A 15,095-nucleotide genomic window follows, 5' to 3' on the forward strand; every position below is an offset into this window, starting at 1 on the left:
AACAATTCTCATAACAAAAGTATAAAACGCATAAAAACAATAGGTTAAGGGAATATTTCCTCTAATATTTAGTTGAAATCAGCGTATCTTTGTTAGTGGTTTAGTCACCCAGTTGTGCTTTGAGCTACTTCGAGTGAGTGAGATGATAGTTTGCTCACAACTCACTTATCAACTCTGCACAGATTTCGATAAAAAGTAAGAAAAATCATTCTATTAGGACTATGTTTAGACATATACAAGTGTAACTAAGGTCTCTATCACTCGATGCCAGACAAAAATATCAGCTTTATCGTGGATGAATGGCGGTTTGTGCCTAACGAAGGGCAAATTCAGTTTTCAGACTCAATCGTTACTATTGATAATCGCTTAACTAAATTGCTTGAGTTCTTGTGTCAGAATCCTGGATTAACTCATACCCGTGATGAACTGATAGACCATGTTTGGGGCGGAACAGTATTAACCGACCAAGCTGTTACCCAAGCAGTGTTTGAATTACGTAAATTACTAAAACAACATAGCGTCGCAGGAAGTAGCTATATTGTGACCGTGACAAAGCGAGGTTATCGCTTCGACGGAGAGGTAAGCGTTGAAAAACTAGATATAAAAAAGCCAGATAGCAGCAAAATAGCGCTACCGAACGAGAGCGCACTAAAGCCAGAAAAGCCTATAGATAAAAATGAGCAAGAAATCTCCCCCCCTAAACAACCTCGCATTGCTTTAACGGTTCTCTCCATACTTGTCGTCATATTGACTGGTTTGTTGCTATTTCAGTATCAAACTGACCAACCTACGACTCAAGGTGACAATAAGCACCTTAGTCACTATGAGTTTCGTTATGCAGTGCTAAATGTGGGCGAGGACGTAAAGGCGAAACCTGAGCTATACGGCATGGTAATTAAATTGGTTGAACATATTGGTTTTTATAGCAATGTAAGAATTGTTAAATCTGAACGCCACAAACAACTTGCTGCTCTTGAGTTTAATATTTCGACGACTCCTAGCCGAGATGGAAAGAAACTACGACTGTTAGTTCAATACCGTAATCGTGTATCAGATCAGTTACATCTCAACAGGCGCTACTCTACAAACTTCTCTAGATTCAATGAGACTTTCACATCAATCATAGATGATCTACTTAGAGCTATGTATATAGGGGTGTCGGAAGAAGAGATACAAAGAAATATCGGGGTATTTCCAGAGAATAGTGAAGCGACTAGATCACTAATGGCTGGTACTGGTATGACCTATATTGGTTCTGATTTTGATGGTGCGTTAAAGCACTTTAGACACGCTAAAACTTTAGCCCCTAACAATGCTTATACTATTGCGGTTAACTACATCGGCGAAGTATTGAATGCTTTTACTAAAGATGAAAGCGAACGAGGCCAAATAATACAGAGCCTTAATCAGGAATTTTCTTCATCACTAGCGAAGAGCTTGGATGAAAAGAGCAGTGCAAAAGTATGCGAGGCAAATGCAATACTTGCACTGGCCAACGGTGATGCTGAAATGGCATCTAAAGTATTGTTTTCTATACCGTACAATCAATACACCCCGTTAACCTACCTATTAATGGCAAAGGCTGAGGAAGCTCAAGGTCATATCGATGCAGCAAAAGAACTTTACTTGCAAGGCACACAAAACACCTCTTCTCCTACCGCCCTTGAATTGGCAAGCCCCCTCTTTTTCGATAGCAATCTAGATAGTCTAATAAACGAGCTCAAAAGCTCCACAGAAAAAAGCCACTAATAGAAAATGACTTCCTTACCGTCGGGTTCACTGCCCGGCGCTGCATCTGCACGTTTCACAGACCGCCTTGCTCGCTTTACCCTATGACAAATTCCAGATGATACACCATGACTCTCACCTGTATTTTCCTTTTGAACCTTAGTGACGCACTTTTGTAATAACAAAGTGTTCGGATAGGTAATAATATTGCCATTTGGGTGTCTTATAAGGGTATGGAAAATCTTTATTTCTAATAGAGTACCTTCAATTCCATCACCATCTGCCACCACAATATAATCACCTATCCGATACGGAAAAACAAAAAATATAAGAAAGCTTGCTGTGACATTGCTCAATATTGACCACTGAGCAATAAACCCAACGCCAATAACAGTAAAAACTGAAGAAATGAAGATCGCAAAGTTCCCATAGCCTATTCCACTCACAATTAAGAAAGTAGCAAATAGAATCACTCCACTAGACATATTCACACAACGGACAATAAAGGCGCTACGTGTTTCAGAGACTGACTTTTTATAAGCAAGACGAGTAATTGCAGTTTGGGAAATTCGCTTTAGAACCCAATAAATTGATAGAAACAATAGAGCAAGAATGAGATCATACTCTTTTAAATCTTCAAAAATTGCTTCGATGTAATGTGACATAAAGACCTCTTATTTCAAGAGGTCTCATAGTGTAACAGTGGCAATTTTAAATCATCACAACATCCTAATCCTTACATAAAAATGAACATCACCTTTAAAGCTTTATAGAATGAATTTCACACAAGCAATCCACTAAGTTATTGTATATTAAGGTTTTATATCTTGGTTATATCATCCTTATCTATCCGTAACCCTTTAATGATGCGAATATCGTTGTAGGTTATAGGATAGTCAGCCAATTCAATCGACAGACCAAATAACCATGATATTTATACTAGTAAAACTTATTATTCTCTGTGTAGCAAAGCTCCGAGAGCGAAAAAGTAGAGACTTTCACTTACCTGTTGTAAAGTGAGAAGAGCTATATGAACACATACTTCTATATTAATTTTCTAGCAATAGTTGCTGTTATTAACCCTATTGGAAATATCCCTGTTTACTTGAAACAAAGCGATACTCTAAACGCCTTTCAAAGGCGTCAATTGGCCCTTAATTCGGTAATGTTATCCTACTGGGTATTACTCTTTTTCTTGCTAGTAATCCAAGTGTTCTTTCAAACTGTACAAGTTCCTCAAGCCCTGTTTAAAATAATCGCAGGCTTTTCCTTACTATATGTAATAAGCACGAGACTTCAGCCATTATCTGAATATAAAACAACAGATACAAAACATAACGCAGATTTATCATTAGATATGGTTGCTCAGCAGGCAATATACCCTTTGGCTATCCCTTCTATTGTATCGCCGCAAGCAATTCTTACTCTCGTTATTATCACGGGGAACGCACATTTATCAGGAACCAGTGACCTTATAACAGCATTAACACTCACACTGGTTCTATCAGTAACCGCCATGGTACTAATACGAGCTGATTTGATAGCTAGTTTCCTTGGTGAAGCTAGGATAAAGATAATTAGCAGTGCGATGAAGGTAGTAGTATTGTTTATCGCACTAGAGAGCGTCTATTCCGGCTCAAAAGCTTACTTAATGGGGTTTTATTGAATCTATAAATCTAGACGTTAACCCTCTCGTCTACATAAAAAGATAACTCTGTAAATGTTAGGACCCAACATAAAAAAACGGCAGACCTCTTTCGAGATCTGCCGTTTATAAATCAGTTCAAACCGTAAAACTTAAATAGTTTTACTTAGGTACTAGATACCTAGAGCTTGACCACCACCGATTTGTAGAGTTTCAGCAGTGATGAATGAAGCATCTTTGCTTACTAGGAAAGAGATTGCAGATGCAACTTCTTCTGGTTGGCCAAGACGACCAAGCATGATGCTGTTAGCCCAAGAAGCGAATACTTCTGGCTTAGTTTCTTTGATTTGTGCGTGGAACGGAGTATCGATAGTACCTGGAGATACAGCGTTAACACGGATGTTAGCTGGAGCTAGTTCTTTAGCAAGAGCACGCGTTAGAGTGTGAACTGCTGCTTTAGAAGTACCGTAGATACCAGCGCCTGGGCCACCTGCGTTCCAAGCTGCATTCGAAGTGAAGTTGATGATTGACGCGTTGTCAGACTTCTTAAGGAATGGGATAGCAGCACGAGATACGAAGAATGCGCTGTCTAGGTTAAGAGCCATTACCTTACGGAAGAAATCAGTTTCCATGCCTTCGATTGGGCTACGACCACCAAGACCACCAGCGTTGTTAACAACAACGTCGATTTTACCGTACTTCTCGCCAACAGCGGTGATAGCAGCAGTTACAGCGTGCTCATCAGTTACGTCAAAACCGTGGTACTCAGCTTCGATACCTGCTTCTTTAAGCTCAGCTAGACGCTCAGCGCCTTTAGCATCTTCGATACCGTTAAGGATTACTGTGTAACCGTCTTGACCTAGACGCTTAGCTACTTGAAAACCGATACCGCCAGTAGCGCCTGAGATAAATGCAACTTTAGTAGACATATTGATATTCTCTATGTGAGTTGATAATTGGCTAAACCTTCATAGGCCGAATAATTCGTTCCTATCCGGAAAACCATTTGTATTACAATAAGGCTATTGTAATTATATCTGGGAAAGAATCAAGTAGGCGGAGGTCATACAGCTGGGTTCTATAACCTTATTGGTACTAATTTCGTGAAGTAGCCCACACTTCGATACCGTTTAAGAAACCTCAAAAAAAGTCAGATCCTAACTGTCAGCATTCAAATGCCATCGATACAAAAAAACAATACCAAAAGGCAATTTTCAAATGGTTCTCTTTAACGCTTGTTATCACCTTTGCTCTACCGTGCCCATTATAGAAATATCAGTTTTAAAACCGACTTCCCTCAAAACTCACACCACTAGTTCACCAAGTTATACCCAAATAAATACGCCAACACAGCATATCAATTTGACGTACCTAACATTTTTACTGAAGCGCGAACGATTGATCTTATGAATAGCCCTCGAAAATTCGCTCAATTTACACACGAATAATCATTAAAATAGGCAGTATATGTAACAAGTCATTACTAATCATATTAGGCACAATATTGACACTTAACTAAAAACTTCTTTTAAAACAATCAAGTAGATTAAAGTAAGCCTCTACAACTCACAAGGTAATTAAAAATAGTCAATTTTCGACACGATCTATGTCACAGACAAAGGTTTTGCGCATTATTAGCATATTTGTCATACATAATTACTAATTAACAGGAAAACTTAATGTCTTCTTTTAGCAAGATTGCTATTGGCGTTTTATCTACATTTGCCCTTTCTTCTGCTGCAGTAGCTGCACCTACTCCTAATGAGGTTTTAGACCTAGCGTGCTGGAAAACAACATTACCAGTATCACTTACTGGCGGTGACAAACCTACAGAGTTCAGCGAACAAGAAATCGCACAAGGTGCTCAGCACTCTGAATTTTTCTATGTAAACGAAGCGGGTGATGGTGTTGTTTTCCGTTCACCTGTTTCTGGTGTAAAGACTTCAGAAAATACGAAATATATCCGCTCTGAACTTCGCCAAATGCTTCGTTGTGGTGATACATCTATTAGTACTCGCGGTACTAATAAGAACAACTGGGTATTCGGTTCTGCACCTGAAAGCGATCACGCTAAAGTGGGCGGTGTGAATGGTCGTATGGAAGTTACCATGTCTGTTGATGAAGTAACGACTACGGGTGTTGATTGGCAGCAAGGCCGTGTAATCATTGGCCAGATCCATGCTCCTAATGACGAGCCAATCAAGGTTTACTACCGCAAAATGCCAAACCACAAAACTGGCTCTATCTGGTTTAACGTAGAACCTGATCGCCGCTCTGGCCTTCGCGATGGTGACATCACCTTCCCTGTTCTAGGTTCAACTAAACCAAACTTCTGGAGACAAGGTGAGAAGAACACACCAAAATCGTATGACGATGGTATCGCACTTGGCGAGAAATTCTCTTACGCAATTGATGTTCAAGGAAGCATGCTGACTTTCGAACTGTATCAAGAAGGCAAAGATCCACGTAAGGTTTCTGTCGATCTAGACATCTACGGTGTTAGCCTAGAAGACAGCTGGAACTACTTTAAGGCTGGCGTTTACGTGCAAAACCGTACAGGTGATGCAGATGACATGACTGCGGCTACTATCTACGATCTTAAAGTAACGCACGACTAATTGACTTTGGTCTAGTCAAGATCCACTGTGATACACAAAGCCCTAAGTCGATGACTTAGGGCTTTTGTTTTTTTAGCGCAATGGATAAATCAACCGTGGTTCGAGCAATGGAATCTAGGCTATTTTGCCAGCAGCTTTGATTTTCACGTGAACCATATTGCCTTGAAGATAACTTAGAGGGATCTCACTGCGTTCAATCACAGCAACACTTTCCACACATGCGCCAGCATCGACAGCCGCTTGCTTGGCTTGCTCTTCAAGTCGCTTCATGGTTTCCAAACGTTTTTCAGGTGCTATTGGGACAATCTTGTCGAACTGGCCCGATATTTCTCCCAAAGCTACACCAATGGCATTGGCGACTTCATAGTGCTCTGGTCGCACTACCTCACTGACACCTTCAAAGTGATCTGGCATTAGTGCGCTCCCCCCCCCCACGAGAATAACAGGCACTGACGCAGATGAGGTTTTCATCTTATCTATGCCCTCTTCTACATCTCTCACCATTTGCGAGTAGATAGTAGTTGCGTTTATCTCGCTAAGATCTACTGGTTGAAGTTGCTCAGCGTTGTGCCACTCCATGTGATTTAGTGTTAAGGCGACATCAGTTAAGGTTAGAGTGTCCCCGGCAAAGCTTTTCGCTTCAGAAAGCAACTTGTGTCCAACGCTATCAGGCCCTAGCTTATAGCCACTGTTTTGCTCTCTAACGATAGTGCCGCCACCTACGGCAAGAGCCAAAATATCTGGCATACGGAAATTCGTACGAACTTCTCCAAGCTCGACTGCTATGCTCGACTCGCGCGGATACCCATGAACCAAAGCACCAATGTCGGACGTTGTACCACCTACATCAACAACGATGGCATCTGATAGTTTCGATAGATGGCTCGCACCACGGATAGAATTCGTTGGCCCACATGCTACCGTCAAAATTGGATACTTAAGCGCAAATTCTTGCGACATCAAAGTTCCGTCATTTTGCCCAAAATAAGGCGTCGCTAAGATCCTATGACTCTCTAATGCATGGCAGAAGCCTTGCACGAATCTTTGCGCTGTACCTTGCAGAGCAGCGTTTAAAATAGTCGCATTTTCACGCTCAAGAATGCCGAGGCTACCCACCTGATGAGACAGAGAGATTTTCACCCCTTCTAACTCTTCTGCTACCCATTGTGCAACTTGCTTTTCTTGATCACCATTGACTGGAGAAAACACACCACAAATAGCAACAGAGTCCACATTCCCTTTCATTTTTTGACAAAGCGCACGGATCTCTTGTTCCTGAATATCAGCAATTAGCTTGCCATCGTATTCGTAGCCGCCGTGCGCTTCATAGAAATGCTCACCTAGCAATTCTTGCCACGACTGGCTCCAACCACACAAAGGAGGAACACTACTTCCGCTTGGCAGAGCAAGGCGAATCATACCGACGCGATCGAGTGCTTTCTTCTCTACGATGGCGTTGGTACACTGAGTCGTTCCCAACATTGCGTGCTTTACTTGGCTACCCTTAATACCACTTTGATTAAGTAGTGCGGTAATAGCGCCATCTATACCCGTAAAGATATCCTCAGAGGTTGCAACTTTTACCTTTGCAATACAGTTCAAGGTATTGTCGAGTAAGACACCATCGGTGTTGGTTCCGCCAACATCAATACCTAAACGAAAAACTTGATCCTGCATACTACTTACCACCTGATTCCAGCAAGGTTTCTATTGTTTGATAATCTACCGCATAGCCAAAGTAATTTGGACCTGCGACTTCAATGCCTTTCTCCGTGCGCCATTTCGGGTCGCAAGGATAAGCTATCAAATCGACTCGTTGTCCATAATGCAACTGTTCAGTAGTAATAGGGTGTCCGGTTTCATGGTCTAAGATAGAGATCAAGTCTGGCGTTGTCGCCAGCAAGTTCTCTTGACTTAGCTCTTCTGCAGAGCTTCCTTTATGAGCAAGTAGCAATTCATTTTGAAAGTGCACAAACACTGACTTAGGCTCACCGTCATTATCGCTAAATTGCAGTCTCTCTATGACCACACCACCTGTCACAAAGCCACCGGCAGTGGTGCGATGAATATCGAGAATCTTACCTGTGACTATGCGCCTTCCGCCAACGATATTCAGCACCGCATCTACGGCATTTTCGCCATCAGCATTGGCTTTACGAATAGCTTTGCCAATTTCCATTGCTTTAGTAAGAGTGCCAGCAAGAGCACTTTTCTTTAAGTTAAAGCCACGCATTGGATAATCGCACATAGCAGCAGAGCCGCCCATCTCCTCGGTAATTGGACGAGCAAAACGCTCAGACCAAACACCATCTAATGGATGAAGAGTGACTACGTTACCCTTCTCGTCTGCGAGTGTATTAGGCGCAGAAGGTAAACCATCAAGATAAAAGGTGACCATCTGCGACTCTGGGAATGCGCGCCCCATTGCATCACAGTCTACAACCGGAATGCCTTTTTGCGCCGCGACCAAGATTGGGATAAGAGAGTTAAAGCCACCTACCTCAATTGGAAACGTTACAGCAATTTCTTCATCTAAAGCTTTTTCCATAGCTTCAAAAGCCACCAGCATCTGGTCTTTCGAGTTGATCTTCTCAATGGCAACGGTCGGCGCACCAATCATTGAAGAAGGAACCGTCATGCAGTTGTCATCCACCTCTTCTAAGGAAATAATCTCGACCGGTTTATCAGACTGCGCAATTGCAGCCTTAGCCATTAATGCGCCACTGTAAGGGTCACCGCCACCACCAGTGCCAAGCACCGTCGCGCCTAGAGCAATATCATCAATCATTTGCTCATTAATAATCACGGACAGTCTCCTTATTCTTTCCCATAGACATCACTTTTACTAATACCATGTAGGCAACAAATGAAGCCAAGATGCCATCAATCGCTGAAATGGTAGTAATTGAGAATAAGTTGAAGAACTCGCCTGCGGTACACGCACTGATAGCACTACCAAATGCCCACGCTAACAAGCCATTGATCTTCCATGAAGGCACGTTTTGTATTGCTTCAAAGCTAAAATCTTGCTTATTAATGAAATAATACTGAGCCAGATACACACCGGCAGATGGTGCGATAGTGACGCCTAGCAAGGTCAAGAATGCTGTGAACTTATCGACCATGCCAAACTGAGCAATGGCAAGACCGATAATAGTCATCAAGATAACCCATACAGGGCGCGGTACACGCGGAAGGGCAACAGACATGCCGAGTGCACCGGATACTAAGTTACTGCTGTTGGTTGTCCATTGTGCGAAAACCAAAATGGTAATCGCCACCATACCTAGTCCAATCGTAAAGAATACTTCAACGAGGTTATCGGTACCTGTCATCTGAGTAAGCAAAAGAGCGACAACGATAGTGGCACTATTTCCTAATAGGAAACCAAAGCCAGCACCTAGAATGGCATCTTTACGTGTCTTGGCGTAGCGAGCAATATCTGGAGATGCAATTGCAGCCAAAATCCAAATAGACATAACAAAGGAAATCGCCTCGCCCATAGACATAGGAGCAATCAACTCTCGCTCTCCTGCAGGTTGCGATCCCGATGCCATAATAAGGCCAAGGGTAATTAGACCTACCATTAGCGGCACTGAGTAAGTTGAAAGTTTACCAAGTGCTCGAACACCATAGATGGCAGTCACCATCATCAGTGCTCCCCCACCAACTAAAGCTGCAAAATGAGGTACTTCAAGGTTATATTTGGCCAGTGCTTCCACCAAAATCAAAGCAAAGAAGTCCGCTTGAAAGGCAAACCAGCCAACTAAAGAAACACCGGTAATCAATCCCAACAGTTTGCCACCGTTACGACCAAACACAGCGCTACTCACTAGCGGAGTAGATACGCCTGATTGAAAACCAATGTTGGCACAAAGCATGGCAAGAACGGCAAGAATGGACGAACCAATAAAGGTCGCTAGCAAAGCGTCGTTGATTGCCATACCTTCACTTAAGATCGCTCCCAAGAACAAGCCTGAAATATCAATACCAATAGCCAACCAAATTAAGCTAATTACCCACCAAGAACGCTTAGCACTATCAGGCACTGGCTCTAATTCGAAATCGTCAATCTTTGACTTAGGTGTTTCAGACATCCTTCTCTCCTACATATTTATCCATATTGGTCACATAAAAAAAGTTAGCACCTTGTTACATGTAAATAAATACATATTATTGAATCTAAACATTCTAAAATTATCATGTAATAGATTTATGTCGATTAACATAGAAAAATTAGACAAGCGTGACCTGCGTCGATTAGAGCTTTTTTCAGAGATCGTTGAGCAGGGAGGAATCAGCAATGCCACCCTAACCACCGGCCTTAGTCAACCAGTGTTAAGTAAAGAGCTTATCACCCTAGAAAAAAGTCTTGGAGTAGTACTTTGTAACCGAGGAAGAAGTGGTTTTGTGTTAACCGATGAAGGATGCAAAGTATATAATTATGCAAATGAGATCAATAGCTTGCTGTCAGACTACGCGGCTAAACTCAAAGGCGTTCAATCTAAGTTAATCGGTCATGTTCGGGTTGGTTGCTTGGACAATACTGTTTCTCTGTCATCCAACCCTTTATCAAAAGCAATCGAAGCCTATTATAAACTCAGTGATGATGTTGAGCTTACACTTGAGATTGCTGATTTTACCGTTCTCAACGAAAAATTAGCGAAAAACCAACTGGATATGATGATCGTCGTACTGGACGATCATCAAACCTATTCTTACCCTCACGTAGAGCCTATTTTTACTGAAGAAAGTTGTTTATATGCCAGAAAAGATCTTGCCGAAAAAATACGTAACAACAACTATTCGCTAGAATCACAGCGAATCAATGTCGGCGGCTATGCCGCAGATACCATGTACGCCCTGCTTGATGTTAGCCAATATCAAGACCTAAAGCTTATTGATGGTTGGCATGTAGAGTCTGGCTTAATGCTAACGCTAGCGGGAACACACATTAGCTTTCTTCCGACACACCTCATTGAAAACCATGACTATCGCGACAAATTTACTGCATTAAAACCAGAACAATGGCACTTTAGTAGCCAGTTTTCCATAGTACTAAGAAATCATCTTAGAGGGCTATCTCCTGCCGCATCAGCCTTCTATGACTGTTTAATTGCTGCGGCAAAGGAATCATCATGAGCCAATGGTTAGAATGGGCTAAACAGTTACAAGCGATAAGCCAAGCGGGAAAAACCTATTCCATAGATAAATTTGATCTGGAACGTTTTGATCAAGTAGCTGATATCTCGCATAAAATGTTTGCAGAACTGAGTGAGCAACCAGTAGAAAAAGTATCAAATCTATTCATCGGTGAGAGTGGATATCCAACACCAAAGATTGACGTTAGGGCCGGAGTAATAAAGGACGGAAAGATTTTACTGGTTCGTGAGCGCGAAGACGATTGCTGGACCCTGCCAGGTGGATGGGGCGATGTGTGTGAAACCCCAACACAAGGCGTTGTCAGAGAAGTATTTGAAGAGTCTGGTTATGTAGTTTCTAACCCTCAACTCGTGGCGATAAAAGACAGGGCGGTTCACCCCTACACTCCTCCCTACCCCTTTCACATTTACAAGATGTTTTTCTTGTGTGAGTTAGAGTCGGGTGAGCCGACAATTAACATTGAAATCTCTGAGATTGGGTTCTTTTCTATCGATGAATTGCCGGAGCTTTCTAAAGGGCGAACGATGAAAGAAGACATTGAAATGATCTTTGAGTTTTCGGCCAACCCGAATACCGCGGTTTATGTAGATTAATGGTTGGTGATAGCTAAGTATTCCGAAAATTACTCGGCATGAATGTTGCCTTTATGCTTGCGACTTTTATAACGCTGAACGCTTCATAAATTACATTCCAAACACAACGAAAAAAGGCTAGGTTTTCACCTAGCCTTTCTATTAAATTCAATTAATTACGATTATACAACCGTGATAACGTCTTCTGTCGCAAGACGGGCTTTTGGCTTACCATAGTTGTAGTCTTCACCTTCTAGGTGGTAGCCAATAGCAAGTGCAAAATCACACTGATAACCCTTTAACTCTTCTGCAAACACTTCGCCAATAAGCTCAGGATCAACACCTTCCATTGGAGTAGATGCGATGCCCATACGAGCTAGAACATGTAGCGTATTACCTACAGCAATGTAGGTTTGAGCTTTAGTCCAGTTGCCGTTAAAACCACTCTCATCAGTGTTCAGCTCAGCAAAACCGTATGCACCGTTTAACATGTTGTCATACATGTCTGCTGGCAGATGACCCGAGCTTACTTCTACATCAACAACTTTGCGGTAGTCATCTTTTGTATAGTTAGGGTTATGTGCAAACAAGATAACGTGTGACGCTTCTTTAGCGTGAGGCTGGTTAAATTGGTGCATATTGGCAAAAGTGTCATGAAAACGCTGCTTAGCCGCATCACTCTCAATCACAATAAACTTCCAAGGTTGTGAGTTGATAGAAGACGCTGACAAGCGGATTGCTTCTTTGATCACTTCCATATCTTCAGCCGAAATGCGTTTTTTTGTATCGTATTTCTTAGCGGTGTAGCGGCTGTTTAGATCTTTAATGATTGGGTGCGACATAATGAAATTCCTCATAAGCGTTGTCGATGGCGAGCATAATAAGAGGTTCATCACACTTTAAAAAGAGCCAATACTTCCAATCATTATGGATAATTTATTCCACAATAATCATCACTCTAAGATCAACACCTCATTGTTTAAGGAAAGCAGTAAGGGCTTAAGCTGTTGGGTATTCACTTGCAAGGTGGCCGTGTTCTCATAAGGATGGCAATGCATAGTCTCAGAATCCCAAACTGCTCTAGTCACCAACAAAGTTACCTTATTTGCCTGGGCTTTAAAGATATCAAGTAAAGAGACTCTACCTGGCTCAGAATCAAGATGTATCGCCAAGCGCTCCGCGGACGCCAAACTCAGACGCTTTGTTAACAGCCGCTCTGACAAGGATTTTAGGTCCAGTTCATCACTCTCTGACCCTATCCACAACCAATGCCGTTTTCCTTTTCCATCTCTCAAGAACAAATTCTTCGTAGGCAAACCCGGAATCTTCATATCCAGCTGATTTGCTTGTTCGATTGTAAATACAGCAGAATGTTCAAAGCGCTGATGGTCCACTTCCTGCTGTTTTAAAAAGTGCTCAATATCCATTGTTGTTGTCCTCCTGACAATATAGAACCAAATTGCCCGAAACTAAAAAGCCTCGCAACTTCAAACTTGCGAGGCTTAAAATAGGTACAGTTGAAACTGGGCTCAATCTCCTCGCCTATCTTCTCCTGTCCACTGCTTCTTAATTAATGAAACCACCGTTTCGCCAGCTTGTGGGGCAAACTCGCTATCATCTCCGACCATATGCACTCGTTGTTGAGCAGTAACCACAAACAAAGGTTGAATGAGGCTTTCGTTATATTGCTTGAGGTAGTCTTGATAAGTAAAGCTATCACTCAGTTTGGTGTGCTTAACTTCTGCCCCTTGGTTGATCAGACTGGCCAGCTTTTTAAAGCTGTGTTTTCCAGAAAATAACGTTTGTCCGAAGGACTTTTTACCCACAATGTGTTTGTCACCATTGTTGTTCTTTGTATCCCTTAGACAGAACACTCGATTCACACCAAAGTCCGACAAATACTGCATACAGGCCATAATATTAAAGTGTTTGTCAGGGCTCATAGCCACAACATGCCCAACACCAATAAGATCGAGGTATTCATCAGCATGACTCGAGGTTGGATTGCCGTAGTAATACTCTAACCCTGCCATTTTCGCCTGGCTAATGTAATCCCAGTTTGAGTCTGTCACCACAACTCTTAGATCATACTTAGACAGAGCTAATGCGACAGCGCGCGCAACATCGTTCGCCCCCACAATCAAGAAACCACGCGGAGCTGTCTCTGCCACGCCCAATAGTTTTGCCATGGGTTTGGCTGAAAAACTTTGTAAAACCACGGTGCCAATGATCACCATAAATACCAAAGGAACAAGTAACTTAGCTTCCTCCATACCAATGTTGTACAGCTTAATCGCAAACAGTGCAGAGATGGACGCAGCAACGATACCTCTAGGGGCAACCCAAGCCAAAAAAACCTTCTCTTTAAAGCCTAAATTACTGCGCAATGTCGAAGCAAATATAGACAAAGGACGAGAAACCAATTGAATGACCACGAATAAAGCTACAGCGCTCCAGCCGAGCGCTTGGAAATCTTCAAGGTCGATACGAGCCGCTAGTATGATGAACAAGCCGGTAATAAACATTACCGTAAGATTCTCTTTGAAATGCAGAATGCTCTGAATATTGACATCTCTAGCGTTGGCTAGCCACATCCCCATCACCGTCACTGTCAATAAACCAGATTCGGACTCAAGGTGATTCGAACCTGCAAACACGGCAAGGACAATAGTTAATACACCAAAGGGCTGTAAGTACTCTGGTAGCCAACCCCGTCTTAGTACTTCAGCGACACCTGCGCCTGCAGCAACCCCAATGCCAAACCCTATAACGAGAATGAATCCAAACACTTCAAAGCTTTGCGCCGAACTGCTTGATATGATGAACTCATACACCATAACCACAAACAACGCGCCAAGGGGATCAATTAAAATACCCTCCCAGCGAAGAATATTGGATAGACGCGAAGTGGGCCTGACCGTCCTTAAAAGAGGCACAATCACAGTAGGCCCTGTCACTACCGTCAAGCTCCCGAACAGTAGTGCCAATGACCATTCAAAACCCAGTAAGTAGTGTGTGGCAATACTTGTAACCGCCCAAGATACCAACGCGCCTATAGAGACAATGCTCCACACGGTATTGCTGACACCCTTTATTTCCGAGAACTTTAGGGTCAAACTCCCTTCAAAAAGAATCACCGCAACCGCCAGTGATACTAGTGCAAAGAAATGCTCTCCGAACACCGCTTGTGGTTGTATCCATCCCATAATGGGACCGGCAACAATACCTGCTATGAGCAAAAACAAAATAGCTGGCAGTTTCATACGCCAAGCTAACCATTGGCACCCTAGCCCCACAATACCTACAGCAGCAATGCCCAACGCAGCCCAATCTTCGTGCATAGTGACTCTTCAACTTTGTGATTACCTG

General features: G+C 42.5%; 13 protein-coding genes. 5 read left to right on the forward strand and 8 right to left on the reverse strand.

What is annotated here, in order from left to right:
* Positions 1-264 precede the first annotated feature (264 nt).
* The gene (locus OCU46_RS14195) at positions 265-1,749 is read left to right on the forward strand and encodes a winged helix-turn-helix domain-containing protein (RefSeq protein WP_141268921.1); all 1,485 of its coding nucleotides are present in this window, start codon (positions 265-267) and stop codon (positions 1,747-1,749) included.
* Here the strand turns inward: OCU46_RS14195 and OCU46_RS14200 are convergent.
* Positions 1,746-2,393, reverse strand: a complete 648-nt coding sequence (locus OCU46_RS14200; RefSeq protein WP_141268919.1) for a mechanosensitive ion channel family protein — start codon at positions 2,391-2,393, stop codon at positions 1,746-1,748. The two genes, OCU46_RS14195 and OCU46_RS14200, sit on opposite strands and share 4 nt — an antisense overlap.
* 365 nt (positions 2,394-2,758) lie before the next feature.
* On the opposite strand from OCU46_RS14200, the gene OCU46_RS14205 reads away from it, so the two are divergent.
* On the forward strand, positions 2,759-3,394 hold the full coding sequence (locus OCU46_RS14205; RefSeq protein WP_141268917.1) for a MarC family protein: 636 nt from the start codon (positions 2,759-2,761) through the stop codon (positions 3,392-3,394).
* 152 nt (positions 3,395-3,546) lie between these two features.
* On the opposite strand, the gene OCU46_RS14210 is transcribed toward OCU46_RS14205, so the two are convergent.
* Positions 3,547-4,302: an SDR family NAD(P)-dependent oxidoreductase gene (locus OCU46_RS14210; RefSeq protein ID WP_141268915.1), complete on the reverse strand. Its 756-nt coding sequence runs from the start codon at positions 4,300-4,302 to the stop codon at positions 3,547-3,549.
* 750 nt (positions 4,303-5,052) lie between these two features.
* Here OCU46_RS14210 and OCU46_RS14215 point away from each other — a divergent pair.
* Positions 5,053-5,991: a polysaccharide lyase family 7 protein gene (locus OCU46_RS14215; protein ID WP_141268912.1), complete on the forward strand. Its 939-nt coding sequence runs from the start codon at positions 5,053-5,055 to the stop codon at positions 5,989-5,991.
* Between the two features lie 114 nt (positions 5,992-6,105).
* On the opposite strand, the gene OCU46_RS14220 is transcribed toward OCU46_RS14215, so the two are convergent.
* From OCU46_RS14220 to OCU46_RS14230, 3 genes are read right to left on the reverse strand one after another with little or no spacing between them, the layout of a single operon-like run.
* Complete coding sequence (locus tag OCU46_RS14220) at positions 6,106-7,668, reverse strand: hydantoinase/oxoprolinase family protein (protein ID WP_141268910.1); 1,563 nt, start codon at positions 7,666-7,668, stop codon at positions 6,106-6,108.
* A gap of 1 nt (position 7,669) precedes the next feature.
* Positions 7,670-8,797: a DUF917 domain-containing protein gene (locus tag OCU46_RS14225; RefSeq protein ID WP_141268908.1), complete on the reverse strand. Its 1,128-nt coding sequence runs from the start codon at positions 8,795-8,797 to the stop codon at positions 7,670-7,672.
* Entirely contained in the window at positions 8,787-10,088 is a 1,302-nt protein-coding gene (locus OCU46_RS14230) for a purine-cytosine permease family protein (RefSeq protein ID WP_141268906.1), read from the reverse strand. The genes OCU46_RS14225 and OCU46_RS14230 overlap by 11 nt, the downstream gene beginning before the upstream one ends.
* A 118-nt stretch (positions 10,089-10,206) precedes the next feature.
* On the opposite strand from OCU46_RS14230, the gene OCU46_RS14235 reads away from it, so the two are divergent.
* Both OCU46_RS14235 and OCU46_RS14240 read left to right on the forward strand, forming a co-directional pair.
* Complete coding sequence (locus OCU46_RS14235; RefSeq protein WP_141268904.1) at positions 10,207-11,133, forward strand: LysR family transcriptional regulator; 927 nt, start codon at positions 10,207-10,209, stop codon at positions 11,131-11,133.
* The gene (locus OCU46_RS14240; RefSeq protein ID WP_141268902.1) at positions 11,130-11,747 is read left to right on the forward strand and encodes an NUDIX hydrolase; all 618 of its coding nucleotides are present in this window, start codon (positions 11,130-11,132) and stop codon (positions 11,745-11,747) included. The genes OCU46_RS14235 and OCU46_RS14240 overlap by 4 nt, the downstream gene beginning before the upstream one ends.
* 161 nt (positions 11,748-11,908) lie before the next feature.
* On the opposite strand, the gene OCU46_RS14245 is transcribed toward OCU46_RS14240, so the two are convergent.
* The 3 genes from OCU46_RS14245 to OCU46_RS14255 form a co-directional block, all read right to left on the reverse strand.
* Positions 11,909-12,568, reverse strand: coding sequence for an NAD(P)H-dependent oxidoreductase (locus OCU46_RS14245; protein WP_141268900.1), 660 nt, complete (start codon positions 12,566-12,568; stop codon positions 11,909-11,911).
* Positions 12,569-12,679: 111 nt separating this feature from the next.
* Positions 12,680-13,153 (reverse strand): YbaK/EbsC family protein, encoded by a 474-nt coding sequence (locus OCU46_RS14250; RefSeq protein ID WP_141268898.1) that lies wholly within the window; start codon positions 13,151-13,153, stop codon positions 12,680-12,682.
* 102 nt (positions 13,154-13,255) lie between these two features.
* Complete coding sequence (locus OCU46_RS14255; RefSeq protein WP_141268896.1) at positions 13,256-15,067, reverse strand: cation:proton antiporter; 1,812 nt, start codon at positions 15,065-15,067, stop codon at positions 13,256-13,258.
* Positions 15,068-15,095 lie beyond the last annotated feature (28 nt).

The organism is Vibrio comitans, from assembly GCA_024346835.1.
Classification (GTDB): Bacteria; Pseudomonadota; Gammaproteobacteria; order Enterobacterales; family Vibrionaceae; genus Vibrio; species Vibrio comitans.

Excerpts from the sequence above, each read along its gene's own strand:
- OCU46_RS14195 (WP_141268921.1), top strand. The coding sequence starts at position 265 with ATGCCAGACAAAAATATCAGCTTTATCGTGGATGAATGGCGGTTTGTG.
- OCU46_RS14200 (WP_141268919.1), bottom strand. The coding sequence starts at position 2,393 with ATGTCACATTACATCGAAGCAATTTTTGAAGATTTAAAAGAGTATGAT.
- OCU46_RS14205 (WP_141268917.1), top strand. The coding sequence starts at position 2,759 with ATGAACACATACTTCTATATTAATTTTCTAGCAATAGTTGCTGTTATT.
- OCU46_RS14210 (WP_141268915.1), bottom strand. The coding sequence starts at position 4,302 with ATGTCTACTAAAGTTGCATTTATCTCAGGCGCTACTGGCGGTATCGGT.
- OCU46_RS14215 (WP_141268912.1), top strand. The coding sequence starts at position 5,053 with ATGTCTTCTTTTAGCAAGATTGCTATTGGCGTTTTATCTACATTTGCC.
- OCU46_RS14220 (WP_141268910.1), bottom strand. The coding sequence starts at position 7,668 with ATGCAGGATCAAGTTTTTCGTTTAGGTATTGATGTTGGCGGAACCAAC.
- OCU46_RS14230 (WP_141268906.1), bottom strand. The coding sequence starts at position 10,088 with ATGTCTGAAACACCTAAGTCAAAGATTGACGATTTCGAATTAGAGCCA.
- OCU46_RS14235 (WP_141268904.1), top strand. The coding sequence starts at position 10,207 with ATGTCGATTAACATAGAAAAATTAGACAAGCGTGACCTGCGTCGATTA.
- OCU46_RS14240 (WP_141268902.1), top strand. The coding sequence starts at position 11,130 with ATGAGCCAATGGTTAGAATGGGCTAAACAGTTACAAGCGATAAGCCAA.
- OCU46_RS14245 (WP_141268900.1), bottom strand. The coding sequence starts at position 12,568 with ATGTCGCACCCAATCATTAAAGATCTAAACAGCCGCTACACCGCTAAG.
- OCU46_RS14250 (WP_141268898.1), bottom strand. The coding sequence starts at position 13,153 with ATGGATATTGAGCACTTTTTAAAACAGCAGGAAGTGGACCATCAGCGC.
- OCU46_RS14255 (WP_141268896.1), bottom strand. The coding sequence starts at position 15,067 with ATGCACGAAGATTGGGCTGCGTTGGGCATTGCTGCTGTAGGTATTGTG.